The organism is Lactobacillus sp. WILCCON 0058, assembly GCF_057198005.1.
Map to the genome: position 1 here is coordinate 1,170,558 of NZ_JBUBHM010000001.1, position 26,364 is coordinate 1,196,921.

General features: G+C 46.4%; 24 protein-coding genes and 1 other annotated feature. Of the genes, 11 read left to right on the top strand and 13 right to left on the bottom strand.

The genetic code is table 11. The features are described 5' to 3' along the window. Window positions 1–42: 42 nt before the first annotated feature. Both ACYVUU_RS05470 and ACYVUU_RS05475 read right to left on the bottom strand, forming a co-directional pair. Window positions 43–465 (bottom strand): hypothetical protein, encoded by a 423-nt coding sequence (locus tag ACYVUU_RS05470; RefSeq protein WP_439775641.1) that lies wholly within the window; start codon window positions 463–465, stop codon window positions 43–45. Then, window positions 462–1,355: a LysR family transcriptional regulator gene (locus ACYVUU_RS05475; protein ID WP_484500216.1), complete on the bottom strand. Its 894-nt coding sequence runs from the start codon at window positions 1,353–1,355 to the stop codon at window positions 462–464. Before ACYVUU_RS05475 ends, ACYVUU_RS05470 begins: the two co-directional genes overlap by 4 nt. Before the next feature lie 118 nt (window positions 1,356–1,473). Between ACYVUU_RS05475 and ACYVUU_RS05480 the strand changes: the two genes are divergently transcribed. The 6 genes from ACYVUU_RS05480 to ACYVUU_RS05505 all read left to right on the top strand — a co-directional run bounded on the left by ACYVUU_RS05480 (window position 1,474) and on the right by ACYVUU_RS05505 (window position 4,727). Continuing rightward, window positions 1,474–1,701, top strand: coding sequence for a hypothetical protein (locus ACYVUU_RS05480; RefSeq protein ID WP_439775639.1), 228 nt, complete (start codon window positions 1,474–1,476; stop codon window positions 1,699–1,701). Between the two features lie 21 nt (window positions 1,702–1,722). After that, window positions 1,723–2,715, top strand: coding sequence for an alpha/beta hydrolase (locus tag ACYVUU_RS05485; RefSeq protein WP_484500890.1), 993 nt, complete (start codon window positions 1,723–1,725; stop codon window positions 2,713–2,715). A gap of 7 nt (window positions 2,716–2,722) precedes the next feature. Beyond that, window positions 2,723–3,217 (top strand): cyclophilin-like fold protein, encoded by a 495-nt coding sequence (locus tag ACYVUU_RS05490; RefSeq protein WP_439775638.1) that lies wholly within the window; start codon window positions 2,723–2,725, stop codon window positions 3,215–3,217. 28 nt (window positions 3,218–3,245) lie between these two features. After that, a complete protein-coding gene (locus ACYVUU_RS05495) occupies window positions 3,246–3,815 on the top strand; it encodes a sugar O-acetyltransferase (RefSeq protein WP_484500218.1) in 570 nt (189 codons plus the stop codon). Window positions 3,816–3,960: 145 nt separating this feature from the next. Then, on the top strand, window positions 3,961–4,332 hold the full coding sequence (locus ACYVUU_RS05500) for a hypothetical protein (protein ID WP_484500220.1): 372 nt from the start codon (window positions 3,961–3,963) through the stop codon (window positions 4,330–4,332). Between the two features lie 47 nt (window positions 4,333–4,379). Continuing rightward, complete coding sequence (locus ACYVUU_RS05505; RefSeq protein ID WP_484500221.1) at window positions 4,380–4,727, top strand: hypothetical protein; 348 nt, start codon at window positions 4,380–4,382, stop codon at window positions 4,725–4,727. Between the two features lie 55 nt (window positions 4,728–4,782). Here ACYVUU_RS05505 and ACYVUU_RS05510 read toward each other — a convergent pair whose 3' ends face one another. From ACYVUU_RS05510 to ACYVUU_RS05535, 6 genes are all read right to left on the bottom strand, one after another. Beyond that, on the bottom strand, window positions 4,783–5,646 hold the full coding sequence (locus ACYVUU_RS05510) for an SbcC/MukB-like Walker B domain-containing protein (protein WP_484500223.1): 864 nt from the start codon (window positions 5,644–5,646) through the stop codon (window positions 4,783–4,785). A 102-nt stretch (window positions 5,647–5,748) separates the two neighbouring features. Next, complete coding sequence (locus ACYVUU_RS05515) at window positions 5,749–7,140, bottom strand: IS4 family transposase (protein ID WP_484499835.1); 1,392 nt, start codon at window positions 7,138–7,140, stop codon at window positions 5,749–5,751. Between the two features lie 109 nt (window positions 7,141–7,249). Further along, the gene (locus ACYVUU_RS05520) at window positions 7,250–10,144 is read right to left on the bottom strand and encodes a coiled-coil domain-containing protein (protein ID WP_484500224.1); all 2,895 of its coding nucleotides are present in this window, start codon (window positions 10,142–10,144) and stop codon (window positions 7,250–7,252) included. Then, window positions 10,131–11,129, bottom strand: coding sequence for a hypothetical protein (locus tag ACYVUU_RS05525; protein ID WP_484500225.1), 999 nt, complete (start codon window positions 11,127–11,129; stop codon window positions 10,131–10,133). Before ACYVUU_RS05525 ends, ACYVUU_RS05520 begins: the two co-directional genes overlap by 14 nt. Continuing rightward, window positions 11,117–12,637 carry a hypothetical protein gene (locus tag ACYVUU_RS05530; protein ID WP_484500226.1) on the bottom strand — a complete coding sequence of 507 codons (1,521 nt, stop codon included), beginning with the start codon at window positions 12,635–12,637 and terminating at the stop codon, window positions 11,117–11,119. Before ACYVUU_RS05530 ends, ACYVUU_RS05525 begins: the two co-directional genes overlap by 13 nt. Continuing rightward, the gene (locus ACYVUU_RS05535; RefSeq protein ID WP_484500227.1) at window positions 12,624–13,688 is read right to left on the bottom strand and encodes a DUF2399 domain-containing protein; all 1,065 of its coding nucleotides are present in this window, start codon (window positions 13,686–13,688) and stop codon (window positions 12,624–12,626) included. Before ACYVUU_RS05535 ends, ACYVUU_RS05530 begins: the two co-directional genes overlap by 14 nt. Before the next feature lie 358 nt (window positions 13,689–14,046). On the opposite strand from ACYVUU_RS05535, the gene ACYVUU_RS05540 reads away from it, so the two are divergent. The 3 genes from ACYVUU_RS05540 (at window position 14,047) to ACYVUU_RS05550 (ending at window position 16,024) form a co-directional block, all read left to right on the top strand. Further along, window positions 14,047–14,625, top strand: coding sequence for a histidine phosphatase family protein (locus ACYVUU_RS05540; RefSeq protein ID WP_484500228.1), 579 nt, complete (start codon window positions 14,047–14,049; stop codon window positions 14,623–14,625). A gap of 173 nt (window positions 14,626–14,798) precedes the next feature. Then, a complete protein-coding gene (locus ACYVUU_RS05545) occupies window positions 14,799–15,500 on the top strand; it encodes a TIGR00266 family protein (protein ID WP_484500891.1) in 702 nt (233 codons plus the stop codon). Between the two features lie 143 nt (window positions 15,501–15,643). Beyond that, a complete protein-coding gene (locus tag ACYVUU_RS05550) occupies window positions 15,644–16,024 on the top strand; it encodes a VOC family protein (protein WP_484500230.1) in 381 nt (126 codons plus the stop codon). 51 nt (window positions 16,025–16,075) lie between these two features. On the opposite strand, the gene ACYVUU_RS05555 is transcribed toward ACYVUU_RS05550, so the two are convergent. Both ACYVUU_RS05555 and ACYVUU_RS05560 read right to left on the bottom strand, forming a co-directional pair. Beyond that, on the bottom strand, window positions 16,076–16,981 hold the full coding sequence (locus ACYVUU_RS05555) for a proline-specific peptidase family protein (RefSeq protein WP_484500231.1): 906 nt from the start codon (window positions 16,979–16,981) through the stop codon (window positions 16,076–16,078). Window positions 16,982–17,011: 30 nt separating this feature from the next. After that, window positions 17,012–18,631 (bottom strand): peptide ABC transporter substrate-binding protein, encoded by a 1,620-nt coding sequence (locus ACYVUU_RS05560; RefSeq protein WP_484500232.1) that lies wholly within the window; start codon window positions 18,629–18,631, stop codon window positions 17,012–17,014. Between the two features lie 60 nt (window positions 18,632–18,691). Continuing rightward, window positions 18,692–18,907, bottom strand: a binding site (T-box leader). Between the two features lie 148 nt (window positions 18,908–19,055). Between ACYVUU_RS05560 and ACYVUU_RS05565 the strand changes: the two genes are divergently transcribed. Both ACYVUU_RS05565 and ACYVUU_RS05570 read left to right on the top strand, forming a co-directional pair. Continuing rightward, window positions 19,056–19,805 (top strand): class I SAM-dependent methyltransferase, encoded by a 750-nt coding sequence (locus tag ACYVUU_RS05565; protein WP_484500233.1) that lies wholly within the window; start codon window positions 19,056–19,058, stop codon window positions 19,803–19,805. 494 nt (window positions 19,806–20,299) lie between these two features. Further along, complete coding sequence (locus ACYVUU_RS05570) at window positions 20,300–21,376, top strand: DUF4767 domain-containing protein (protein ID WP_484500234.1); 1,077 nt, start codon at window positions 20,300–20,302, stop codon at window positions 21,374–21,376. Window positions 21,377–21,671: 295 nt separating this feature from the next. On the opposite strand, the gene ACYVUU_RS05575 is transcribed toward ACYVUU_RS05570, so the two are convergent. Genes ACYVUU_RS05575 through ACYVUU_RS05585 form a run of 3 tightly spaced genes read right to left on the bottom strand, consistent with a single transcriptional unit; the run spans window position 21,672 to window position 26,230 of the window. Continuing rightward, complete coding sequence (locus tag ACYVUU_RS05575) at window positions 21,672–23,486, bottom strand: ABC transporter ATP-binding protein (protein ID WP_484500235.1); 1,815 nt, start codon at window positions 23,484–23,486, stop codon at window positions 21,672–21,674. Continuing rightward, window positions 23,479–25,833, bottom strand: a complete 2,355-nt coding sequence (locus ACYVUU_RS05580) for an ATP-binding cassette domain-containing protein (RefSeq protein WP_484500236.1) — start codon at window positions 25,831–25,833, stop codon at window positions 23,479–23,481. Before ACYVUU_RS05580 ends, ACYVUU_RS05575 begins: the two co-directional genes overlap by 8 nt. Then, complete coding sequence (locus ACYVUU_RS05585; protein WP_484500237.1) at window positions 25,820–26,230, bottom strand: MarR family winged helix-turn-helix transcriptional regulator; 411 nt, start codon at window positions 26,228–26,230, stop codon at window positions 25,820–25,822. Before ACYVUU_RS05585 ends, ACYVUU_RS05580 begins: the two co-directional genes overlap by 14 nt. Window positions 26,231–26,364: the final 134 nt, after the last annotated feature.

The window sequence follows — 26,364 nt, forward strand, 5'->3', positions numbered from 1 at the left end:
ATAACATCTGCTAAAAAAATAACAAGCAATTGCCCTCGGCAGCTAGAAGCTGATGGTTCCTGGCTTGATTTCCTTACCATGGCAAGAGAGGGAGGCGATGCAGTTCGGTGAGAGCGACTGTTCTCTGATCCAGGCCAAGGATTTCTTTTGTGCTGCCTTGTCGGTGGAGATGCCAGAAGTAATCATTGCCTGCCAAGACTTGTCGCCATAGCCGCCATCACCATAATAAAGAAAGAATTTCCCATCATCTTGCGTGATCTTGGTTGCGACCAGGCCGTCGGTATGGCCAGGAATGTTGATCACGGCCGTCCCCAAAGACGTCATAAGAGCGCTTGAAGGGGCCTTGATCATCGTTCCATGGGCCTGCCTGCAGAGTTGGCGAACGGTAATCGTGCTAATGCTCTGATTCTGGGCAAGCGCGAAGAAGGCGGCCTTCAAGGCTTCTTTTACGGCTGGATCCGTCATGATTCTTCCCCTTTTTGTCCAAAGGACTTCTGAACCTTCTTCAAAAAGCGGTCAGCGATTGGGGAGAAGGTCTGGTATTTTTTCCAAACGAGATAAAGATTGGTCTCCAGTTTTGGCGTCAATGGCCGAAAGACCATCCCGCTTTCCGGGGAAGTGTCGACCAGCTTGTCAAAAGACAGGAGGTAGCCCAGGTGTTCTTTAGCAAAAACCGAGGCGTTGTAAACCAGGCCAAAAGACCCTTCCAAGTGGAGATCCTCCATTTTGTCCTTGGCCCAGCGGGGAATGTCGTTTTTCCAGCCCTGGCCTGAGCAGAAAAGCGGCAGGCCGACCAGGTCGTCAACGGAAATTGCTTCTTTTTGCGCCAAGGGAACGTCTGCCGGCATGACCACGCCCCAAGTGTCAGTTTCCGGAAAAATCAGTGATTCATACTTGCTAGTGTCGGGCATTTCCGCCAGGACGACGAAGTCCAACAGGCCCTTGTCCAGTTTCTCGGCCACTTGCGAAGTGTCGCCACTGGTAATGTGGTAGCGCAGGTCTGGGTAGAGCTGCTTGAAAGAGCTGATCTCCCGGGCCAGGAAGCTGATCTGGTAGGATTCGGCTAGGCCAAAGTACAGGTCTCCGCCCGTGATGTCATCTAGGGCCAAAAATTCCTGTTCAATCTTGTCGGCCATGGATACCAGGTCTTCAGCCCGGTTTCTTAAAAGAAATCCTTCGTCGGTCAGTTTGATGCTGAAGGACTGCCTGGTAAAAAGCTTCTGACCCAATTCTTCTTCCAGGGACTTAATGGCCTTGGACAGGGTTGGCTGGGTGACGTGCAGGCTCTCGGCGGCTCGGGTCATGTTCTCGTCTCTGGCTACCGCCAGAAAATAGCGTAAGGTCCGTATTTCCATTGTTTCCTCCCATCATTCTAAAAAGGAATATCATGTCATAGATTATAACCATTAGCGCATAAGTCTGCAAGGAAATATACTAATAATCAAGCAAGGCAGAAAAGCAAGGAGGTGTGGGATGGACTTGCCAGCAATCAAGCAAAATCTGGCTGACGCGGGCTGTGATGCAGCTTTGGCCGAGGAAATTATCAAAATGTGGGCCGGCGGGCAGTATGATGACGCTCTGCTGAAAATGAAGCTGGCCAGATGTCACGCATTGTGCGATCTGCATGCAAGCAGCCGTAGGGTCGATCTGCTGGATTATCTGATCCGGAAGACCGAAAAAGAAATCAAGCTGAAAAAATAGTAAATGGAGGCAAAAATCATGATGCAAACAGAAAAACTTAATCTGACTGAAGAATGGGACAAGGTCTTTCCTAAGAGCGACAAGGTTGACCACCAAAAGGTAACTTTCATCAACCACTTCGGCATCACTTTGGCAGCTGACATGTATACGCCAAAGGATGCCGCAGACAAACTGCCAGCCATTGCCGTTGCTGGTCCTTTTGGGGCTGTCAAAGAACAATCAAGCGGCCTTTACGCTCAAGAAATGGCTGAAAGAGGCTTTTTGGCAATTGCTTTTGACCCATCTTACACTGGCGAATCAGGCGGCAGTCCAAGAGGCATCAACAGCCCAGACATCAACGTCGAAGACTTCCAGGCAGCGGTTGACTTTTTGTCAGTGCAAGACAATGTTGACCCAGAAAGAATTGGGATCATCGGGATCTGCGGCTGGGGCGGAATGGCTCTGCAGACGGCTGCAATTGACACCAGAATCAAGGCAACCGTAACCTCAACCATGTACGATATGTCCAGAGTGACTGGCAACGGCTACTTTGACGCGGATGACAATGAAGAAGCCCGCCACAAGATGAGAGTTGCCTTGAATGAACAAAGAACTGCCGACTACAAGGCTGGCAGCTATGCCAAGGCCGGCGGGGTGGTTGACCCAGTTCCAGAAGATGCTCCGCAATTCGTCAAGGACTACCACGCTTACTACAAGACTCCGCGCGGCTACCACAAGCGCAGCGTCAACTCCAATGAAGGCTGGAACGTGACGACTTCTACTTCCTTGTTGAACACTCGCCTGTTTACCTACTCAAACGAAATCAGAAATGCCGTCTTGATGATTCATGGCGACAAGGCGCACTCATGCTACTTTTCAAAAGATGCTTACGCCAACATGATTAAGGACAGCAAGTACACCGACAACAAGGAATTGCTCTTGATCCCGGGGGCAAGTCACACTGACCTTTACGACCAAAAGGACATTATTCCTTTTGATAAGATCCAATCATTCTTTGACAAATACCTGAACTAGGCCAGAAATGAAAAAGCGGGCTAAGCGGCTGAAAAGTCTGCTGGTTGCTGGTGCTTCCCTTTTCCTTCTGACCGCCTGCGGCACAAGTGGCAGCCAGGAGCAGAGCGGCCGGAGCCAGAAATCAGCAAGCACTTCAGCAGTAAGGACCAGTTCAGCCAGACAAGGAGCAAAAATGCATTTGTATATCGGAAATAAGGAAATTCCAGTCAAATGGGAAAGCAATGACTCCGTTGCCGCACTAAAAAAGCTGCTTCCCTTGACCATCAGTATGTCGAAGTTTGGCGGCTTTGAGCAAGTAGGGAGTCTGGGCCATAAGATCGTCAGCAGCGATCGGCAGACCAAGACAAAGCCAGGCGATATCGTATTGTATTCGAGCAGGCAACTGGTCATGTTCTATGGTACTAATTCTTGGGCATACACGCGCTTGGGCCATATTGACCTAAGCAAAGAAGAAATCCGTGATCTGCTGGATCGGAACAATGTTACCGTAACCCTTAAATAGCAGGGCTTACGATGATTTTGAGGTAATAATGAAGCTGGAAGAATTTTTAGCATACGTAAACAGCGGGAAAAGGATTGTTGATCCTTCAGAAGAACTGGAATACAGCTCATATTTGACGCAAGAAGCCTTGAAGGTGACGATGGAGCTGAATAATGCTTATCATACGCGAGAAGAGGTGCAGAACTTGTTTGCCAAACTGACGAGTAGCAAGGTCAATCGCAGCTTGTCTTTGGTACCACCATTTTATACGGATTGCGGAAAGAACATCCATGTTGGAAAAAACGTGTTCATCAATACTGGTTGCACTATCCAGGACCAGGGCGGAGTCTATATTGGGGACGGTGCATTGATTGGCCACCATGCCATGATCGCGACTTTGAATCACGAGCAAGATCCAGCCAAAAGAGGGGAGCTGCTGCCAGCAGCAGTGCATATTGGCAAAAGGGTTTGGCTTGGCGCTAACGTCACTGTTTTGCCAGGCGTCACGATTGGTGATGGAGCGATTATCGCGGCTGGTGCAGTAGTGACAAAAGATGTTCCAGCCAGAACGATCGCGGCAGGTGTCCCGGCGCGCGTAGTGAAAGAAATAACTGAATAGAGGAGAGCAGCATTCTGGGAATAGGGATGCTGCTTTTTGTAATGTGTATTTTTTCAAAAAATATATTGTTTATACTAAAAAGATGTATAATGAACTTGACCAACAGAAGTTGACCGTGGTGTGTGATAGAAGGGGATGAGAAAAATTGTTTACACAGAAGCAAAAAACGATTGCCTATTGGGTTTTGATGGCAATTTACCTGGTTGCTTTGGGGCCAAATTATACTTTTGGCTACGCAACGCAAGACAATCCAAGCAACAATTTCTTCTTGATTGCTAATTTGCTGTCGATTGTCGCGCTGATTCTAGCAGCTGTTTGGATTGACCGGCCGAAGTTTTTCAAGGCAGTGTCTGTTATGATGGTGATTGTGGTCATCTTGGCGGTAGTTCAGCTTGCCTTTCCAGGACAGTCGGCCTATGCAAGATATAGCAACGCTTGGGCAATCATTAATATTATCTGGGCTGTGTTAACCGTACTTTACCAAAAGCAGCAGCTTCAACTGAAGAAACACGCCTAGTTATTGACCGCCTTTAGTGCGGCTATTTTGATTAAAAGAGGAAAGAGATGGATACGAATACTGAAAAAATTAAAATGCTGCATGAAGCAGTGCAAGAGCTGGCGATCCTGCTACAGGACAGCAATGAGAATCCGGTCTCATTAAGCTTATATCTCCTTGATTTAGGTATTACTGATTCTAAAGTAAAAGATAAATTGATAAAGAAGACATATGAGCTTGTTCACAATGCAAAGGATCCAATGGCGTTGACTGTACATGATTTTCAAAAGGAATTTCATAAAATCAGCAATTTGATAACTGATGATCCCGATGCAACTGGAGCTACGCAATATATAGTGCTGTGGATCGGGATGCATCTTATTCCCAGAGTATATCCAGTTGCAATGAATTTATAGACGCCATTAGGCAATCAAAAGGCATGACTCCGTTAATTCGGAATCATGCCTTTTTTTAGCGATTTTTTCTGACGATGCTCTGTTCTACAGAGATAAAGTGATTCTTGCCGTCAACCGTGTGGTCGATCAAGGTGAAGTAAGTCGTGTCCTTGCTGTTTTCTGGTACCGCAAGGCGGGCGTTGTAGCCAGTAGCGATAAAGTTGTCCGCGATATCGTAGATATTTTTCAGCAGCAGCTCTTGCTGTTCATCATCGATACCAGAGAAGGATTCGTCCATCAAGATGATCTTCGGAGCAAGCGGATTGCTCATCTTCTTTTCGTCCAGTTCCAAGACGATCAAAAGTGGTTCAAGGATCGCCCGGCTTCTTTGCCCTTCAGAGAAGGCATTAAGCTTCCGGTCAGTCATCTTTTCCGTGGCGTCACCAGCATGACGGCGGAAGCTGATGTTAAATCTGTACCATTTCTTGTAGTCAAATTCCTCATAGAAGTGGTCAACCAGCTCATCCCTGGTCATCTCATCGTTATTGTCCTTAATGTAAGTCCAGAAGCGGTCCATCAAGAGGGTAACCGCGTTCTGGCTTTCCGGACTGTCGATTGAAGTATTCCCAAAAGCTGCCAGGTAGTCCTTTCTGTAGTCTGGAATTTCACTGAAGCTGGTATAGAAGGAGATGTGGCTTGTCTGTTCCTTTTCCTTCAAGGACTTGTTGATCTGTTTGGTTAAAGTAGTCGCTTCAGCAGTGGCCTGGCGGATCTTTTGCAGAATCGTCGAGTTGTTAAGGTAGCGGGCCAGACGCTGAACTTCATCGTCGGCTGAAGCCTGGAATGATTCAAGCTGCTGGCGAATATCGTCATAGAACTTGCTGAGCTCTAACTCCTGTTCACCGTAGTAGTAGTGAACTACTGCAATTTCATGCAACAAGTTTTGGACTTGAACAAGCAGGTAGTCACTGACTTAAACTTCCCACACCAAAAAGAACTATGAAGCCTTGAAAACTCAATAGTTTAGCCAGTAAATATTCAATTAAGCTGCTAGTGATGGCGATAATGCCTCTTGCATGTACTTCGGGAGGCGGGAAATGAAAGCTTTGGTGAACCTTTCCATCTGCTCTTCTGTTGGTTGGAAGATCTCTTTCACACTCTCGAACATGGCTTCCACCAGGATCTGAAGCGAGTGATTGAAAGTGATGTCCGCAAGCTCGTCTACCATGCAATAAAAGAGCTCGCCTATTGTCCTATCGTCTTCATCGTCTCGCTTCTCAACTGACATGAACATGTAGCGCAGAAAGACGAAAGCCGTATGGGCAGTCAATGCATCATATGAGAGTCCATGGTATTCAGTGCCAAGCTTCAAGAAGCTCTTGCAGGTCTTGAAGAAGACCTCGATGTCCCATCTTTTGCCGTAAATTCTGATGATCTCATTTTCATCGATCGTCATGTCCGTACAAATAAGAGCGATCCAGTCTTTGCGGTTGGAGCGATTTCTCACACAGACTATTCTGGCATCAATCTGGGCACCATCTTTGGCAGGATCTCCAACCTTTACAGGGACGGACAGGAGATATCTTGAGCGACCTCTACGCTTCTTGCATGCGTTGAAGATCTGCTTGACGTTCATCCGCTTTCCTTCGAACTCGTATGTGATCTTGGAGCTTTTCTTCACCATGGCGATTACGTTCAAACCACGTTGACTGATTTGGACAATCTGATGCGGATTGGAAAACCAAGTGTCAAACATGACGTACTTGGCAGTGAGCCCTGCTTTCAAGGCTTGATCGAGCAGCTGGATAACTACATCGGTCCCCTTTGATTGGGCCATAATCCGCCTCTTGGCCGCAATTGTGCGCTTGTCGATCTTCTTGGTTGTCCCGATGACATTCTGATCGTTCTTTGAGGACAGGAGAGATGAAGCGATTGGGACGAAGGAGGATCCATCAGTCCAACCCATGGTCATCATCCGAAACCCCTTCTTGTAGGTCATCGAAACGTGGTCGAATACTTTGGCAGCCAGCTCAGTCTTCTTGTATCCAGTTCTGGAGTAGAGCGAATCGTCAAAGACGAAGCAATCCGCACGTTGGTCAGAGGTCAGATCTTTCAGATGCCCATTGACGATCCTCTCAGCTAGCAGAATAGTGAAGCGAAGCCAGTTGATATGTGGGTTCTGCATGAATCGATAGTAGGTATTTTTGGAGAAGCCAGCAGTACACTTGCCAGACTTCTGTTGCATGTACATGCTTCTGTCTCGAAACACATTACTGAAGATGTATGAAAGGATCGACCAAAGCGGGACTCCTTTGGACTTGCGGAGCCCAGATCTGCGGAGAAGCTCCATAACTTTGTAGTCCTTAAAGAACTTTTCAACAGAGCGGGCAATTTTAGGTTCGTTTTCAGTATCGAATGATGGTAAACTAGACATAGCACAAGCCTTTCGTTTGATATTGATGATGTTTTGGTCGACTTAATTATATCAAGCGAACGAAGGCCTTGTGCTTTTTTGTTGGCAAAACTATTGAATTTTCAAGGTACTAGCCCACTTTTGCAAGTGGGAAGTTTAAGTCACTGAGTTCAATGTCTTCAAATTCCAAGCGTTTGCTGTTGTCGACCCGGTAGTCTGTTTCACCGTTAATGCTGTTAACGGCAATCATAGCCAGGTTGGCCTTATTTTGGTTGTTTGCCTTGACCTGCTCACTGTTCCAGTCGTTAGGGGATGCGTCCTTAACTTTTTCAGTTAAATCCAGTTTTTCCAGCAGATCAGTTACCGCCTTGTACTCATGGTCTAGTTTTTCATAGGCTGCCTGCTTTTCTGGCAAATGCTCTTGGTAGTCAATAAGAAGGTTGTTTTCTTGCTCCAACTTGAATCCAATTTCAGTAAGTTGCTTTTCAAGCTCTTTGAGCAGTTGGTCCAGTTCTTCCTTTCTGGCCAGCTGCTTTTTGGTTTCTGGATCATTTTGGATTTCTTCCAGTTGTTTTTCAAGAGTCTCAATTTGAGCTTTAATTTCAGTCAACCGGTCTTGCTTATCCTGGACCTGCTTTGTCTTTTCAGATAATTCAGCGTGAGCTTGCTTGATCCGGCTTTCAGCACTAGCCAGCCGGTCCTTTTGCTTAAGCAAGTCATTTTCTTGCATAATCCGCTGGATTTGCTTGTCCTGGTATTTGTCCCAGGCCAGACGGTAGTCAGCAAATTCCTTGCTCTCAGCTGGCAAATCAGGGCAGAGCTCGCTAGTAAGTTGTTCTTTTTGCCGGTGGAAGTCGGCTAACTGTACTTCCAGCTTTTCCTGTTTCTTTAAGCGTTTGTCTTGTTCATCTAGGGCATTATTATAGGCGATTTGTGCTTCGGTGACCTTGGCACTCTTCGGGAAAGCAGCAGGATCTGCTTGTTTAAACAGTTCTTGATAGCTGGCCAGCTTATCTGCCAGTTCCTCTAAGTGCAGCTTAACTTGATTAATTTCTTCCGTCAGTTGGGCAATCTGTCTTTCCCGTTCTTTTTGCCGGTTGCTTTCACCGATATGGGTGATCGCTGTGCCTTTTTCGCTATGCACCTTGACGCTGGCATAACTGATATGGCCGTCTTTAACCGCAACCGTTTGTAAAAAGGAGTTAACCCGATCATCTTGACTAACTAAGTAGTCGGCAAGAGTTGAGAGATCACCTTTATTTACATTGCTAGTATTGGCAGTAGAATTATCAGCTTCCAAGCCAGTCTTGATTTCATGGCCATCAAAGATGGCATAGAGGAGGTTAGAATACTTTAAGTCGCTTTCTAGTTGTAACTGAAGGTCCCTTGGCACGCCTTCTTTAAAGTCAACCAGTTCAAAAAGCTGCTTGCCGTTCTTGAACTCTGCCGTCGTTTCCGGCTTTGGCTGCTCTTGTAGCTTTACCAAGTCAGAGCTCAGTTGCTTTAACTGGGTCTTTTCAAGCCGGATATCGTTTTTGGTCTCAGCGATGGCTTCTTGGTACTGACCTCTGGCGTTTTCCACTAAATGCCGTCTGTCTTCATAGACCTCAAGGTCAAATTCTGCCACTTGATCAAAACTGATCTCTCTTTCCTTGAGCCAGGCGCTAGTCTCCTGATCCAGTTCAGCCAGGGCAGAGGCAATGTTATCCGTGTAGACGGTTTCGTCAAAAGCCTTAATTTCTTTATTTACAATGTCTAACTTAGTAACCAACTCTTGGTTTTGTTTGGCCAATTTCTCCAGTTCTTCTAAAAGCTGCTTTTGCTTATTCAGCAACTCTTTAGCGTCTGGGTACTTTTCTTCAAAATCAGCTTGAACTTGATACTTGGCGAGCTCTGACTTGATCGTTGCCAGGCGGCCTTCAAGGATAACGAGAGCGTTCTTCTCTTTTCTTGCGTCCTCGGTATAAGCGAGCAAGCGCTCTTCTGCATTCTTGCGGTCCTTTTGGGCTGATTCTAAATCTCTTTCCCGGTTGTCTCGCTCATTTTTAGTTTGATCGATCTCACGTGACAACTGGTCAAGGTTCTTAGCATCAATTACGGTCTGCAGAGCTTGCCGTTCACCTTCTTTAGCCTTTAAGTCCTGACTGACACTTGCCTGGTCACTCTTCAGCTGGGCGATTGCTTCCTCAGTTTCAGCTAGTCTTTTCTTTAAGGCTTCAAACTTCTCTCGCTTCTGACCCAACTCAGTTTTAGCCTTGCCGTAGAAGTTCTGGATCTGGGCCAGAGTTGGCTTGTTGGTCAGAGTTTCCCATTCTTCCGTCTTAGCCAAGGCATTGTTCAGCTTGTCCAGAGCTGCCTTTTTCTTCTCTTCTTCAACCATGGCCAGAGCGTTGTCGATAAAGTTTTCAACCGTTGCCCGGTCCGCGTAGTGGCTGAGATTTGGTAGGGCAGTCTTTAAGGCACTGTCCAATTCAGCTGTGCTGCCAGTTTGCTTTAGCGGCGGCTTTTCAAAAGCGGCCAGGTGTTCAAAGTACTCCTGCATCTCGCTTTGTGAGGCAAAGCCAAAGAAGAGCTGGTTGATGGCATTTTGGTAGTCTGCCTGGGTCTCATAGCGGCGTTCAACATAAGGCTTGACGGCTCCCCGGAATTCCGGCCAGCTGGTCGAGTAGGGGAGGTCGTCACCTTTAACGCCTTGCTTTAAGACGTAGTAATAGTGGTTAGTGTTGGATCCGTCTGCCGACTTGCTGTAAGCCAATAGCAGGGTCTGAATCAAATCGTCTGCCTTAAATTCAACCCAGGCAAAGCCAGCTTCACCGGCCTTGATGTAGTAGTCCAAACTTCTCTTGTTGTCGACAACCCGCATGCTGCCTAAGAAGATCGTTGGGAAAAGGGAGAGCATGGTCGCGGTCTTCCCGGACCCGTTTTCCCCGTTAAATACAATCGACTGGGTATTAGCGTCAAAAGTCTGATTTCTGTAGTTGAAATAGTTGTAGAAACCAAAGCGGTTAAGCTTATAATTCGTCATCAGTCATTTCCTCATCTTTTACGATTAATCCGGTTAAAGAAGTGGTAAACCAGGTATCCTGCTCTTTAGTCAAAAGGCCGGTATTCTGCTCTTTAGAAAGCAGACCAAAATAGGTCAGTTCATTCAAGAGTTCACTTACTTTCATCTTCAAGCCAGTTGATTTCTGTGATCCGGTCATGGTCTTGTAGCTGCCAGTCTGCTTGGCCAGGTTAACTAATTCTGGCAGCTGAAAACTGCTCTGTCCGCTGTCGTTGATCAATTGGACCAATTCAACTGCCATGGCATCCAGCTTACTTTGCACCGTGTTAGGGAAATCCAGTTGGGAATAGTTGAGCAGGATGAAATAGTCGTCAACGTTGACTAGGCGCAGGCCTTGCCTTGTTTCATGATTAAAAAAGGGTTCAAAAGAATTCTGCAGGTAATTGTATTCGTTTTTGCCCATGTTTTCCTTACGGAAGAAGCCGTTCAGCAGAAGTTCTTGCCGGGCAAGATCATTGCCAGTCTGCATCCCTTTCTCCAGGTCAATCGGATCTTGTGGCTTTGGCTGCTTGGTCAAGACATACAGGGAGTCCTTGTCATCCTGGTCCCGGAGCTCAATCACTCCGTCATTTTCCAACTTGGCAATGACTGGCTTCAAGTACTTGGACAGTTCCACTGAACTTGCTTCTGACAGATTTTCTTTGTCATTAATATAAGCCACGATATCCTGATAGAGGATGGTCATGCCTGTTTGCAGGCTGGACAATCTGGCTAAAGTTTCATAGTAGACCCGGTATAAGAGAGGGTCAGCCTGGACCCGCTTGTCAGCTTCAATGCCAACCGGCCGGGTCTTGGAGTAAGCCCGCAGATGCAGGTCCTGGTCCAAGACCAAATTGAACTTGTCTTTCAAATATTTGCTGATTGCCAGGCGGTTTTGCCTGATATAAGCGGTCGTCTTGCCAGCCAGAAGATTCGGCATGACTTGGCTCCAGTCTATTTCTGCCATCTGCTTTTTACCTCCAGTCTGCAATTGCATAAAATCAAGCTCTGTTTCGGTGATTCAATGGTCATGTTTTCCGTTTGGAATTGCTTGATCAAAAGATAGTCGCCAGTCGTAGCACTCGCACTCAATAAGTCACCTTCAGCTGAGAAGCGGTAGTCAAAATGGCTTTGCCCCAGCAGCTTTTGCAAGAAGGCAAACTCCTCATCAGTCAAATTTTCTAGTGGCTTATTGATCAAATTTTGTCCTAGTTGGGCCTGCTTGGCTTTTTCCGCCGCGTGCCGCTTTTGCTCAGCTACAAGTTCTGCTTTTTCCTTATCTGTCAGTTCCATGGACCGGGCCAGTTTCACTTCGGCCCGCTTGCGCTCTTTTGGCGTAAAGTTGTAGTGGATCTTCTCATCATCCAGGCTGTAATTGGCGTGCTTGGACATGTACCAATGGTGGTAGACAGGCGTGCCTTCATATTGATCAAAAAGGAGGGCCATTTCCTGGGCCGTCATGCCAGTTTGAAAGCTCTGAGCCTGGGCTAAAAAGCGTTCAGCCCGCTCCTTGCTGACCTGGATTTCCCGATTTTGGGAGATAAGGTCGATCAAGGCAAAGAACATGTCGCTCAAACGGTCTAAAAGGCTGGCGTAGAGGCCGCTGCCATCCCGTTCACTTTGGGCAATGTCTGCGATATTGCCAGCCATGATTTCGGATAATTCGTCGCTAGTTTTAGTAGCGTTGAAGGCAAGGAGCTCATCGGCCAGGGGCTGGTAAAAGAGCTTAGGACCAATCTTTGTCTGGCTTTCTTCCAAAGCAAAAATTGCTTCTAGGACTTCTGGGATCTTACTTTCAACCTTGTCGAGCACTTCCTTGACTACATCCCGCAACTTAAACAATTCCTGGTTCAAGTCGCCAGTGGTATTTGCGTCAGTTTCCAGACGGAAGACCTGCATGTTCAAGTCGTGGATGTTGGTCGCAAAGCTGTCGATCCGGTTCTTCAGCCGATTATAGATACCATTGTTGTAGCCAAAAGACAAGTCATAAAGGGAGATACCATCTTTAAAAAGCTGCTGCTTCAATTCCAAATTCTCTGGATCTGTCAGCAGTCCCTCAAGACTTTCCTTTAATTCCCGTAAATTCTTGATCAGTTCATCGGTTTCCGTCATGGACAGGGATTCTCTGATCTGCTTTTGCAGGTTGGCGATCTTATCAAAAGCCTGGAAGAGCTCCATACTTTCACTGGTTAAGGCATAAGCCGTGGTTTGCATGGCTTCCTTCATCGACCGGGCCTTAGCCTGGTTGGTTAAGGGGATCGATTTTAAGTTCTTGCTCTCTGACAGCTTCTTGAGAATTTTAATGACTTCGTCATAGTCGGCTGAAAGCTGCTCACTAAGCTGGAGGGGAGTGTATTCGCCCATGGGGTGGCTGTTTAAATAGACGACAATGTCCCGGGCCAGGCCTGGGGCGGACACGGCTTTTAAAAATCCGTCCGCTTGGGACATGAAGCTTTGGTTATCATAAAAAATCATGGATGACCTCTTCAAAAATCACGCGTTTCTTTTTGTGGATCTCAGACAAAACTTGCTGCAAATCTGGATTTTCTACTTCCTTGATCTGCTTGTCTTTTGCCGGCGGGACGCTGGCTTGGTAGTACTCTTTATAGGTCTTCAGATCCATATTAAGAAGGTGAATCTCTGGGAATTCTAATAAAAGATTGTCTGCAATTTTGATACCGCTTTGGTCTAAATCACCCGAATAATAAAGCTGGCAGGAATTTGTAAGCAGGCGCTTGATCAGCTTTTTCGTGGCAAGATTGATCTGTCCACCCGTGCAGACGAAGGCCCGGTTAGGAAACTTACTGGCCAGTGCAGTAGTCACGCCAGAGTTTTCATGCAGGTAAACCTTGATCTTTTCCGGTAAAGCAATTTTGTCAATATCCGGCAGGGCAATAATGTCGTAGGTCAAAGGAGTGTCCAGCAGGTTAGCGGTCATCGCGAAATTGTAGAGCTGGTCAGGATAGACGTTGAAGTCTTCTAAAGTTGCTTCTTCGCCTAGCTGGGCTTGGATGATTTTTTCCAAAAGTCCGCGGCCCCGTCTTCCCCGGTCAAAAGCATGGGGGTCTCCTAGCACTTGCAAGGCAAAAGTTGGCAGCAGTACTCCTTCGGCTGGCCTCTCCCAGGCCTTTGCCATCTTTTGGTAAAAGGGGAGGTCGCTGATAATCTGTTTCTCTGAGAAATTTTCGGCAAGAAAAGCCGCATAAGCTGGAGCTAGGTCTTCTTTGAACTTGTTTAATTTAAGCTGGTCAACCTTGGCTTTCTTCTTTCTCTTGTCTTTTTTAGAGAGCAGGGTGCCGTATTTGTCTTCCAGTTCTTGATAAACTTCAGCTGGGCTCACGTCATATTGCTTAAAAATTTTGTAGCAAGGGATGCTGTAATTGCCGTCTTTATCAAGTTTGGCCTTAGTCAACAGGCCGAGGTCGAGCAGGTCATCCTTGGTCAATGTAATCCGCCAATTTTTAAGCTGCTGGTCTTCACCTTTCTCAAGATAGAGGTCTCTAGTCAGAGCAAGCCAATCGATCATGAATTTCGTTCCTTTTCCTTCTAAGCTGTTTCAGTTTAACTGCTGAATAATCTGGGCATGATGCTTTGTCATTTCCATGATACCAGATAGGGCGGGGCTTTAGCGGGAAAAGAGGATCTTCTTTATGATTCCATCGCTTCGGATCCAGAATATGCGAAAAGGCCAAGAAATTAAAGAGGGGGCAAGTTGAATTTAGTCTGGCCCATAAGGCCATTTTTACAGTGCAAATATAGTGTAAAAAACTTGATATAGCACAGTTTACGCTACTTTGTCTCCCAAAGATTTTTCCATTAGCTTTCAAAAAATGCTATAATTTTCTTTGAAAGCGCTATAGGAATGTGAAAAGGAGCAAACTTAAATGGAAAAAATCTTGTATCTCATGCGTCATGGGCAAACCTTATTCAACCTTGAACACAAGATCCAGGGTTGGTGCGACTCACCATTAACTGAATTGGGGATCAACCAGGCCAAGATCGCTAGCCGCTACTTTACAGACAACAAGATCCAGCTGGACCACTGCTATTCAAGTACCAGTGAACGTGCCTGCGACACCTTGGAGTTAGTGACCGGCGGCAAACTACCTTATACCCGGCTCAAGGGAATCAAGGAATGGAATTTTGGCCGTTTTGAAGCGATGGATGACTTTTTGAATCCACCTGTTCCTTATGGGGACTTCTTCGTTAAGTTTGGCGGGGAAAGCGAAAAAGGCGTAAGTGAAAGAATAACTAGGACTTTGAGCGATGTCATGGAGCAAGAAGATCACCATTCGGTTTTAGCAGTATCTCACGGCGGTGCTCTGGCCTGCTTCTTACGCTACAACAAGCTTCCCATTGACCATCATATTGGCAACTGCACTATTTTTAAGCTGAAGTATGAGGATGGTCATTTTACCTTGCTTGACCGGTTTGATCCCGATTTCAGCGGGCTCGAAAAGTAGTCGCCGAGATGCAAAAATTTTCTTATTAAACATTTGGTATCCCTTTTCTTTGCTTTTTTCACAGTAATTGTTTTTGCGAGAAAAAGCCCTTTCTTGATATAATATAGACAAGAAAGAAATTTTGAACATAAATATCATATTTTGCGAAAGCAATAGAAAAGCAGAGGGACATCATAAAGTACGAATTGAGCGGCGGGAATACCTGTCCATTAGCAACTGTAACCCTCGATAAGGGAGAAAGCATCAAAGTCGAAAACGGCGCCATGGTCTACATGAAAGATGTTACCATCGCCGGGAAGATGAACTCCAGCAAGAAGGGCCTGGGCGGCTTGCTCGGCGCGATTGGCCGGAGCTTGACCAGTGGTGAAAGCATGTTTATCACCCAGGCAACTGGTGATGAGGATGGCGGACAAATTGGGGTTGCACCAGCAATTCCTGGCAAGATTGCAAAGCTTTCCGTTGGCAAGCAGCAGTACTGCCTAAACACTGGGGCATTTTTAGCAAGTGATGACAGCGTTAGCTACAAGATGCAAAAACAAAATTTTAGCAAGGCTGCCTTTGGGGGAACCGGTGGTTTCTTCGTAATGCAGACTGAAGGCGAAGGCGACATGTTGGTTAACGCCTTTGGTGACCTGGTAGAACTGACCGTGACCAGCGATAAGCCGATCTCAATCGACAATGAACATGTCGTTGCCTGGGATGCAAACCTTGACTACGACATTAAAGTAGCCTCGGGGATGTTTGGCTTTACCTCAGGTGAAGGCCTGGTCAACCACTTTACCGGGGATGGCAAGGTTATTATCCAAACTCGTAACTTGCATTCACTAGCAGAAGCCTTGCAACCTTTTATTGTTGACAAGGAAAGTAACGATTAAAGAAAACGGGATCGGCGTAGCTGATCCCGTTTCTTGCTCACTAAAGGGAATGATTTTTTCACAAAGCTGTAAAATTGTTTTAAGTGCTGGCTTATGCTAAATTACTAGTAAAGATATTACTCAAAATGGAGGATCCCCAAAAAATGTTCAATCAGGTCGAAATCATGCTCTACGTGAGTGACCCGGAAAAATGTGCTAAGTTTTGGACTGACCAAGTTGGCTTTGCTTTAAAGGAAGAAGGCGAAGGCCCAGACCAAAGCAAGACCTACTTGCTTGCAGCCAGCGACAATGCAGATGCCAGCCTGCGCCTGTTTGACCGGGAAGTAATTGCCAAGTACTCACCAGAACTTGACCTGGCTACTCCATCACTGCTTTTCAGCTGCGAAGACATGAAGGAAACTCGCCAAAAGTTGCTGGATAAGGGCGTCACTGTTGGTGATGTCGTTGATATGGGCAGTGCTGAAACTTGCAACTTCGCGGACCCAGAAGGCCATTACTTTGCCTTCAAGAGCTTGAAGAAATAACAAATTTTCAAGCAAAAGACCGTCACGATTGTGGCGGTCTTGTTGTTTTCTCTATTCATGCTTAGTAAACTTTCCTGCTTCCACATCACTGATGAACTTATATAAGGAAGAAAAGAATGCCTTTGGATTATCAATGTGGTGGCAGTGACCGCCATCTGGCGTTACAACCATCCGTGAGTTTTTCAAAGTTTTGTGCATCCGGCGGACAGCGTCAAGGGGCATGGTGTCAAATTCACCAACCGTTAGGAGGGTAGGGAGAGTAATCTGTCCCAAACGGTCTCTGAAATCCCACTCAGTTAACTTGCCGACCATCATGAATTCATTATTGCCTTGGAAGTAATTGTATACTTGTGTATTCGTCGTGCTAACAACGTGCCGGCTTCCATTTTCCGGGTGACGGATCAAGTAAACGGAGTAAAGCTTGGCAACCAGTTCCTGGTACATGGCATCGTCAAAATTTTCTTCTGCTTCACATTCCCGCATGTATTCCACTTGAGCCGGGCTGAACATTTCATCTCTTTCCCGGTTGATGTTCTCCGTGTACTCATCCAAATTATCAATCATCGATTCAATAATAACGGCCTTGAGGTGTTGGCCATACTTGACCGCGTATTCCTGGGCCAGTAGACCGCCCCAGGAGTGCCCTAACAGGTAGAAGTCTTCCAAACCGAGCTTCTGGCGGACTTCCTCAAGTTCATCAACAAAGTAGTCAATGTTTAAATACTTCCTGTTTTCCTCTTTGGAAAAATCTGGTTGATCTGACCAGTACGAACCTAATTGATCGTAAGAATAAACCTCAACGCCTTTGCCAGCTAAGCCATTCTTGAAATTGTCAAAGTCTTCATGGTTGTCACCAGGTCCTCCATGTACGCAGAGCAACTTGACCGGTCCTTCGTTGACCTTGCGGGTGAAAAGGTGATAGCCATTGTCTAAAGTAACGATTCTCGTTTGATCCATGATTTTCTCCTTCAGTCAAATATTCTCTTGTTACTTGAAATATGCTCTCGTGTAGTCAACCATGCCAACCTTGTGCCAAAGTACACCCTTTAAGTTGGAGTTTACCAGGTGGTCTTCAACCATGGTGTAAAGCGGAAGAACAGGGTAATCTTGATTCATTTGCTCTTGTGCCTTTAACAGGTGGCTGAAGTAGACTGATCTGGTCGCGGCATTCTTTCTAGCTTGGCTAAGCTCATTGTTGTAAGCGGCACTAGCGTATTTACCGTAATTGTGGCTGTTGGTCTTTTCCAAAGTCTGCAGTTCGCTGTATGGGTCAGCGTAGTCGTTGAGCCACAGGGAAAGGTAGAGGTCATACTTGCCATTGGCGACCAAATTGTAGGCTGACTTGGATGGCAGATTCTTGACAGTAACTTTAAGTCCTGGCAGCTTACTTTCCAGCTGCGACTGCAGGAATTCACTGACATTCTTGTCAGTAGTCGTGTCACTTGCCACCAGGGTCAATTCAACCTTTGACTTGCCCAGTTGCTTTAAACCAGCTTGCCAAAGCTTTTTAGCCTTGGCAACATTGTAAGTTTCTTTTGGCTGAGCAGCTGCAGCGAAGTCTTTACCACTGGCTGGATCCTTGGCGGCGTTTGGTGCTGAGAAGGTGTAGGAAGGTTTTGAACCATCGGCCAAAACCTTTTTGGATAGCTGATTACGATTAACAGCCAGGTAAAGGGCTTGCCGAAGTTGCTTGTTGGCCAAGGTAGCACCTTTAGCCATATTCAGATTTACGAAGTTGTTGCCAGACCGGTAGAGGTGGTACAGGTTCTTGTTGTTTTGTAGGCCTTGTGCCGTCGTACCGGAAACTACAGCGTCATCTAAGCTTCCTTGCTGGAAGAGCTGGTGGGCAGTGTTTGAGTCTTTGACGACTTGGTAATTAAGCTTTTGCAGCTTGACCGCGTTTTTAGCGTAGTAGTATGGGTTCTTGACGGCAGTCCACTTTTCGCTGGTGTTGGTCCACTTGGTGACCTTGAAGGCCCCGTCAAAAGCAGTATATTTAGCAGCCGTACCATATTTGGCACCGTATTTTTTAACCAGGCGGGTGTTTTGCGGGTAAAAGGCTGGCATAACCATCTTGTCGATGAAGGTCGGTTCTGGATTCTCAAGCTGCACGACCAGTTTATACTTACCAACAGCTTTGACGCCTAAGCTGCTGACCGCCTTTTTGCCTTGAGAGATTTGGTCAGCATTCTTGATGTTGCTGAAGATGTAGTTATAGCCAGACATTGCTTTGGGAGAAACGCCTTTTCGCCAGGCAGTCACAAAGTCTTGCGCGGTTACAGTGTCGCCATTTGACCATTTGGCATTGTGCCTCAGATTGAAAGTATAGGTCTTACCGTCACTGGACTTATGATAGCTAGTGGCAACCGCGGGAACTGGCTGGTCATTTTTATCTGAACGGTAAAGGCCGGCCATAGTTTGCACCAAAGTGTCCCATTGAGGGATTGAGGCAGTCACAGAGGTATCGAGGGAGCTGACTACATCAGTCTCCATCAAGTTCAGACTTGTTTTGGTGTTGGATGCTTGGGAATTGTTATTGCCGCAGGCAGCCAGCGTGCAAGCTGACATGCCAAGTAGTGCAACTGTTGCCATTTTTCTAACTTTCATTTGTGTTCCTCTTTTCATCTTTCATGGAAAAGAAAAGCGCCCCACTGGATCAAATCGATCCAATAGGGCGCTATTAGCGCGGTACCACCTATTTTCGCCGTTAGGCCTTCACGCACAGATAATGCGCTGCCGCTTTAAGGGGCGGACCCCGAAACCACTAATATCGCAGTTTCCGCTCAAAGGTGATTTTCGCACTTGGTCTGACCGCTTCTTCACACCAACCAGAAGCTCTCTGCAGGTCTCGCCAAAACTACTTTTCCTTTTCAAAGCAATGTTGTTTTGATTTCATGTCTAATATCTTAATCCTAAATCTGAGAAAGTCAACAGTAAATGACAAAAAAGTTAACCTAAAGTTATAAGTACTAGAAAGAATTTTAACGCTTTGTTAAACTAAAAATATGAATTACGAGGAGGAAAACCAACCATGAACTACCAAGACATCAACGCTGAAACGATTGACCGCTGGGTCAAAGAAGGCTGGGAGTGGGGGAAGGCGATTGACCACGAAATTTTCCAAGCTGCTAAAGAGGGAAAGTGGGAGATCAAGCTAACTCCTGTTAAATACGTCCCTCACAGCTGGTTTGGCGACTTAAAAGGCAAAAAGGTTCTTGGCTTGGCCAGCGGGGGTGGCCAGCAGATGCCGATCCTGACTGCCTTGGGAGCAGAATGCACAGTCCTGGACTATTCTGACCAGCAGCTGGAAAGCGAGCGCCTGGTTGCAAAGCGCGAAGGCTACGATATCGATATAGTCAAGGCCGATATGACTCAGCCGCTTCCTTTTGCTGACGAAAGCTTTGACATGATCATCCAGCCAGTTGCTAACTGCTACGTTGAAGAAGTTAAGCCGATCTGGAAAGAGTGCTACCGGGTCTTGAAAAAGGGCGGAGTCCTCTTGGTTGGCCTGGATAACGGGATCAACTACCTGTTTGATAGCGATGAAGAAAAGTATGTCGCCAACTCCTTGCCTTTTAATCCGCTGAAAAATCCTAACCAGATGAAGCAGCTGGAAAAAGATGATTCTGGTGTCCAATTCTCTCATACCTTGGACGAACAGATCGGCGGCCAGCTGGAGGCTGGATTTACTTTAACCAATCTCTATGAAGATACCAATGGCGAAGGCCGCCTGCACGAATTAAATGTCCCGACTTTCATTGCCACCAGAAGCGTGAAATAGCAAAAGCCATCAAGTTTATGAAGTGCCATAGAAAAGTAAGAAAAGGCAGAAAGCAGCCGAATACGTCATCCAAGCGCATGAGAAGAACACGAAATATGCCCGCGGCATATGGCTGAATGACTACGTTCGCGTACTTGGAAATAATGCCAAGGGCTACGTTCAAGGCTTTAAGTCGAACGGATATTTTGTATATTTGACGGATGGCTTAGGCAATTACGTACTGAACAATGGCAAGAATTACATTAATAGAAAGCAGTGCCGGCTGATCATGTATAACGGCAACTGGCAAAAAGCAGAGCAAAAGCTTTCTCTGTACGAATTTAAGTAAGAAGGAAGGCAGTCAAGCCCTATTTCTCCACCCATTGAAACAGGTGGAATTCCGGGCTTGCCTGCCGTTGAAAATCATTGAAACATTAGGCAGTGCTAAGAATATTTCGGATGTCACTAATGATATAATTAAGTGTATAAGTATTTTTAACTGAGGTGTGGAAAAAATGGAAATTAAGGAATTTTTGATCGTTGTATCTGCAATAAGTGCAATTGCATTAACTGGTTGCAGCAAGCAACAATCGTCACAAACTAAGGAGAGCTCACAGAGTAAGGTATCAAGTAAAAAAGCAAGTAAGTCTAAAGAAAAGAAGTCAGCATCATCCAAATCTGCTAGTTCAGCTACTAGTAAATCAACTAGTCACAGTAAGAAGGCAGAGACGCCATGGAACTCAGCTAAAGATCAGCAACTTGCTAGCTTTATGTCAAGCTGGGGAGCAACCATGAATCAGAAGTATGTGAAGTATACTCCTAATAATCCTGGGAATGTATATGGAGTTGAAATTCCAAATGATATTTACAATGGTACATGGCATTTAGCAATTTCTGATATTGATAACCAAGTTTCATCTGCTTGGTCAGAGAATGGCCAAGGCGCTAGTAACACATATTTAATAGTGGCTTGCTACTCAGACTTTGCTAATGTGAAGACTACCTTTGGCTACCATGTCTATCTGTTCACCATTTACAATGGTAAGCCTGTTGTCTTAATTTCTGAACAGAACCAAGGGAATGAAAAGAACAGCTATGTTTTTGGCGAAACTAAGAATAATGAACTAAAGAACGGCTTTACTCAAATTGTAGGCGATATTAGCAATACTACGTCATCTAGCCAAACAAATTCTAGCTCAGTTACTAATGAGGAACTAGCAATCATGGCGATAATGAAGTTTGATAATAATGCCCAAGTTCCTTCAGCACCAACCAAGAGCTCAACTCCAGAAGCTGAAAATGCAGGGATAACCATGAAAGATTATGGTAATGGTCGTTTCTTTGTATGTACATCTTCCAATGATACCAGACGCGTCCATATGGCTATGGATAGTAACTATGGAGTAATAATTTCAGGTGATCGAGTTAAAGTATCATCACTTGCCGCTGCCTTAACTGCCACTGAAATTGATAGCGGGAAGGTTATTGACTCTGGCACTTCATCAAAGACATATACTAAAGCAGAACTGATTCAAGCTTACCAAGGTCAATTGGCTGCGGTTGACCAATGGGTTACAAATTTAAAGCAATAGACTTAATACAATTTTATCGCTAATTGCAAGAATGTATTTGGCATGCGCCGAGTTCACCTCCGCGGAAGGAAGAAAGTAGAAACTGATGTAGGATTAGCCTTTATGATGATGAATCTAGTGAAATACTGGAGCAGAGAGCTGCTAAAGCTCTCTTTTTATCATGCATTGGGAATCTTACCGACAAGCAAAAAAGGTGAAGCTCGAAATATTACATCGAGTTTCACTTTTTTCAATTATCTAAAGTCTAGTTTTTTCCCAGACTCTTTTACTGTATCCAAATAATTTTACTTTTTTCTTATTCTTCGCCATGTTCAAACTGTGACTGATAAAGGTCAGCGTAAAAGCCCTTCTTTGCCATCAAGCTGTCATGGTTGCCAACTTCCACGATATCCCCGTCCTTCAAAACGATGATGCTGTCTGCATCCCTAATCGTAGACAAGCGGTGGGCGATGACAAAAGCCGTCCGCCCCTGCATCAGCCGGTCCATTCCTTGCTGAATCAAAAGTTCCGTCCGCGTGTCAACTGAAGACGTTGCTTCGTCCAGAATCAAGATCTTTGGATCCTTCACAAAAGCCCGGGCAATCGTGAGCAGCTGCTTTTGCCCAGCAGAGATATTGCTGGACTCTTCGTTGATCATGCTGTCATAGCCCTCTGGCATCTGCTCGATAAAATGGTCAGCATGGGCATCAATTGCCGCCTGCCGCAATTCTTCATCACTGGCCTTGAGATTCCCGTAGCGGAGGTTTTCCTTGATCGTGCCGTTGAAGAGCCAAGTATCCTGCAGGACCATCCCAAACATGGACCGGAGGTCAGACCGCTTCATCTTACTGATATCCTGGCCGCCAATCATAATCTTCCCGCTGTTTAACTCGTAAAAGCGCATCAAGAGTTTGACCAGGGTGGTCTTGCCGGCCCCAGTCGGCCCAACGATAGCAATCTTTTGCCCGGCAGAAACATCCAGGCTGAAGTCCTTGATGATGATCTTGTCTGGATTGTAGCCAAAGCGGACATGGTCAAAAGTCACATTGCTTGGCAGCTTAGCTACTTCTTCAGTAGAAATTTCGACCACTTCTTCCGGCATTTCTTCAGCTTCCAGGAAGTCAAAGACACGTTCACTGGCCGCTGCCGTTGACTGCAGCATGTTCATGATCTGAGCCATCTGGGAAATCGGCTGGGTAAAGCTCTTGACGTATTGGATAAAGGCTTGAATGTCACCAATCGTAACCACGCTGTTTACTGCTAAAAAGCCACCCACGATACAGATTGCTACGTAGCCGATATTGCCGATCAAGTTGGAAATCGGCATCATCAAGGAGCCGAAGAACTGGGACTTCCAGCCGGAAGTGTAAAGCTCGTCATTGTACTTTTTAAAAGTTGCCACCGAGGCAGCTTCACCGTTAAAGGCCTGGACGATCTGGTGGGCCCCGTACATTTCTTCAATGTGACCATCCGCGTCACCCAGAGACTTTTGCTGGCCGATATAGTACTTTTGTGACCGGCTCATGACAATACCAAGTATGCCGAAAGTCACTGGCAATATCGCTAAAGCAATCAAGGTCAGCTGCCAGGAGATCGAAAACATCATGACCAAAACGCCAACCACTGTTACGGTTGAAGTAATGATCTGGGCCATGGATTGGTTGAGCGACTGGGCGATCGTGTCCACGTCGTTGGTAATCCGGGACAAGATATCGCCACTGGGATGCTTGTCAAAAAAGCTGAGCGGCAGACGGTCGATTTTTTCCGCGATATCTTTTCGCAAGGAATAGGCGACCTTCTGGGAAATGCCCGAGGTAATCCAGCTTTGCACGTAGTTGAAAAGCATGGACAGGAGATAAAGGCCCAGGAGAAGCAGCAGAATCTTGTTGATGTAGGTAAAATCGATTCCCCCAGTATTCTGGATCTTGGCGCTGATCCCGGCGATCAGCTTGTCAGTTGCCTTTGATAAAATTTTCGGCCCAATAATGGAGAAGATGGTCGAAGCGATCGCGAAGATCACTACCACCAGTAAAGACCAGTAATATGGCTTAAGGTAGCGGAATAATCTGGCAAAAGTGCCGGAAAAGTCTTTTGCTTTTTCATTGCCTCTTGCGTTGCCATGGTTATGCATCAGCTAATTCCTCCTTTGAAAGCTGTGAGTAGGCAATTTCCCGGTAGACCCGGCAATTCTTGAGCAGGTCCTGGTGCGTGCCCTTGCCGACAATCTTGCCTTCATCCAAAACGATGATCTGGTCGGCATCCATGATTGACGCGATCCGCTGGCCAACCAAAAGAACCGTCTTCTTTTCCTTGGCAGCCATCTTAGTCAGTTCCCGGCGGACCTTGGCGTCAGTCTTAAAGTCCAGGGCACTGAAGGAATCGTCAAAGACTAAGATCTCCGGATCCTTGGCCAAAGCACGGGCGATTGCCAACCGCTGTCTTTGGCCACCGGAAATGTTGCTGCCGCCTTGGGAGATTGGGGCGTCCACTTTGCCTGGCAGGCGGTCAACAAATTCCTCTGACTGCGATACCCGCAGGGCTTCTTCTAAATGCGAATCATCCTTTGCCCCATATAAGACATTTGACTTAACGGTCCCGGTCAAAAGCTGGCCTTTTTGCGGCACTAAACCGATCCGCTCCCGCAGGTCTTGCAGGTTATAATCTTTAACGTCTGTTCCGTCAACCAGGACTTTGCCGCTTGTCGCGTCATAAAAGCGGGGGATCAAGTTAATTAAGCTGGACTTGCCAGACCCGGTTGACCCGATAAAGGCTGTCGTCTTGCCGGCTGGGGCAGTGAAGCTGATATGCTCCAAGGCTGCTTCCTGGCTGCCGGGGTAAGTGAAGGTCACGTCATCAAAAACGACACCCGTATTTTCCTTGCCTGCCTTGTATTCAGCCGGAGATTCAATTTCCGGTTCGGTTTCTAGGACTTCCGCCACCCGGCCGGCTGAGATACTGGCCCGGGGGATAAAGATGGCAATCATGGCAACCATTAAGAAGGCCATGATGATCATCATCGCGTATTGCACGAAGGCCATCATTTCGCCAATTTGCATCTTACCCAAGTCGATCTGCTTGGCGCCAGCATAAACGATTACCAGAGTAACTGCATTCATGATAAACATCATGATCGGCATCAAGGCTGACATGACCCGGTTGGTAAAGAGGTTGACCTTGGTCAAATTGCGGTTTGACTCATCAAAGCGGTCTTCACTGACTTTTTCATTGCCAAAGGCCCGGATGACCAGCATCCCGGTCAAGTTTTCCCGCATGGACAAGTTCAATTTGTCGATCAGCTTTTGGACAATCTTGAACTTCGGCATAGCCAGGCCCATGGTAATCATGAGGATGACTAAAATCAGCAAAACGACTAAACCGATGATCCAAGTCATCGATGGGGAGGAATCCAAAGCATGCAGGAGGGCCCCGATGCCTAAGATCGGCGCGTAAGCCACCATCCGGATCATCAAAACAATGACCTGCTGGATCTGAGTAATGTCATTGGTTGACCGGGTGATCAAGGAAGCGGTTGAAAAGCGGTCCATTTCCGTATTGGAAAAAGATTCAACTTTTTCAAAAAGGGCCAGCCGCAAGTCCCGGGCCACGCCGGCCCCGACTCTGGAAGCTAAAAGTCCAGCCAGAATAGTCACAACAGAACCTAGCAGGGCAATGCCCAACATCTTCAGACCTGCATTTTTAATGTAGCTGGTCTGCAGCTTGCTGGTTGAAGCACCCAGGCGCTTGTATTCCAGCTTGACCGCCCGGCCGCCGGCCATGTTCATGGTGCTGGTCCCCATATTCTTCATCTGCTTGTCGATAGAGTCAAAAATCTTCTGCTTTTGTTTTGTACTCATCTGCTTGAAGAAGTAGGCCAAGTCCTTTTTCCGGTAAGCAGCTTCCATTTCGGCGATCTGCTTTTTAGCCTGGCCTAGCTGCTTCTTCATTTTTACGGCTTGCGGGCTGGTCGGGGCAACTTTAGCTATTTGCTGATAAGCTTTTTCACCCTTGGCGTATTGGTCTTTGGCAGTCTTGATGCCCTTGGAGATATTCTTAAGGAACTTCTTGCTGGTTGATGAATTCTTATTGCCCGTGAGGGTGTAGTAGAGGATCATCCCCCGCAGCATGGCCTTATTCAGCTTGTCTCTGTCGGCATTTTTCTTTAAGACATAGAGATTTTTGCCTTTGGGAAAAGTCTGTTTCAAGTCACTTGAGACGTCAGCTGCTTTAACATAGCGGTAGCTGGCCTTGATCGTCTGCTGGTGACTTTTACTTGAATAAGTCAGTAGCTGCCGGTAGGTCTGAGGCGACAAGACATCAGCAACGCTGTCTTTAAAGCCGCCGGCCTGGATCCCGTTGGTGACGATATCACTCATATAGTCCGGCAGAGCTAGTTCCGTCTGGGCCTGCCCGAAGATAAAAGCGATTGCCAATAAAATCGGAAGCAGGTAGGGCAATAGGTATTTTCTAAGCTTGATCATCCTCGTCCTCCTCGACCATTGCTTCCAGATTGTGGCTGATCATGTCAAAAAATCTCATGATCTGTTCAAAATCCTGATCATTCACTCCCTGGAAGATCTGTGCGTTACACTTGTTCATTTTATCGATGACCTCATCAAGTTCCTGGTTGGCCTTGTAGGTCAATTCCAGCCGGTACTTGCGCCTGTCTTTTGGATCAGTGACCCGGATCAAGTAGCCGTCTCTTTCCAGCCGCTTGATCCGGCCAGATAGGCTGGCCTGGGTAATGTGAAAAAGGCGGGCAAGTTCTGTCTGATTGAACTTGGTGGTCTTGATCGCGTAGAGCAGGCCGCCTGATTCTCTGGTCAGCTGCATGTCCTTAAACTCAGCATGGTAGACCTTGTGCAAAAGCATGGTCATATAACCCTGCTTTCTGATAATTTTCAAAATACTTTGTTGTTGGGAATTCTCTGAAGAATCCAATTCAATGACACCTCACAATTCATTACTTAGGTGATTAACTGTTAGAAACCTAATTATTAGCGCATTAAGTA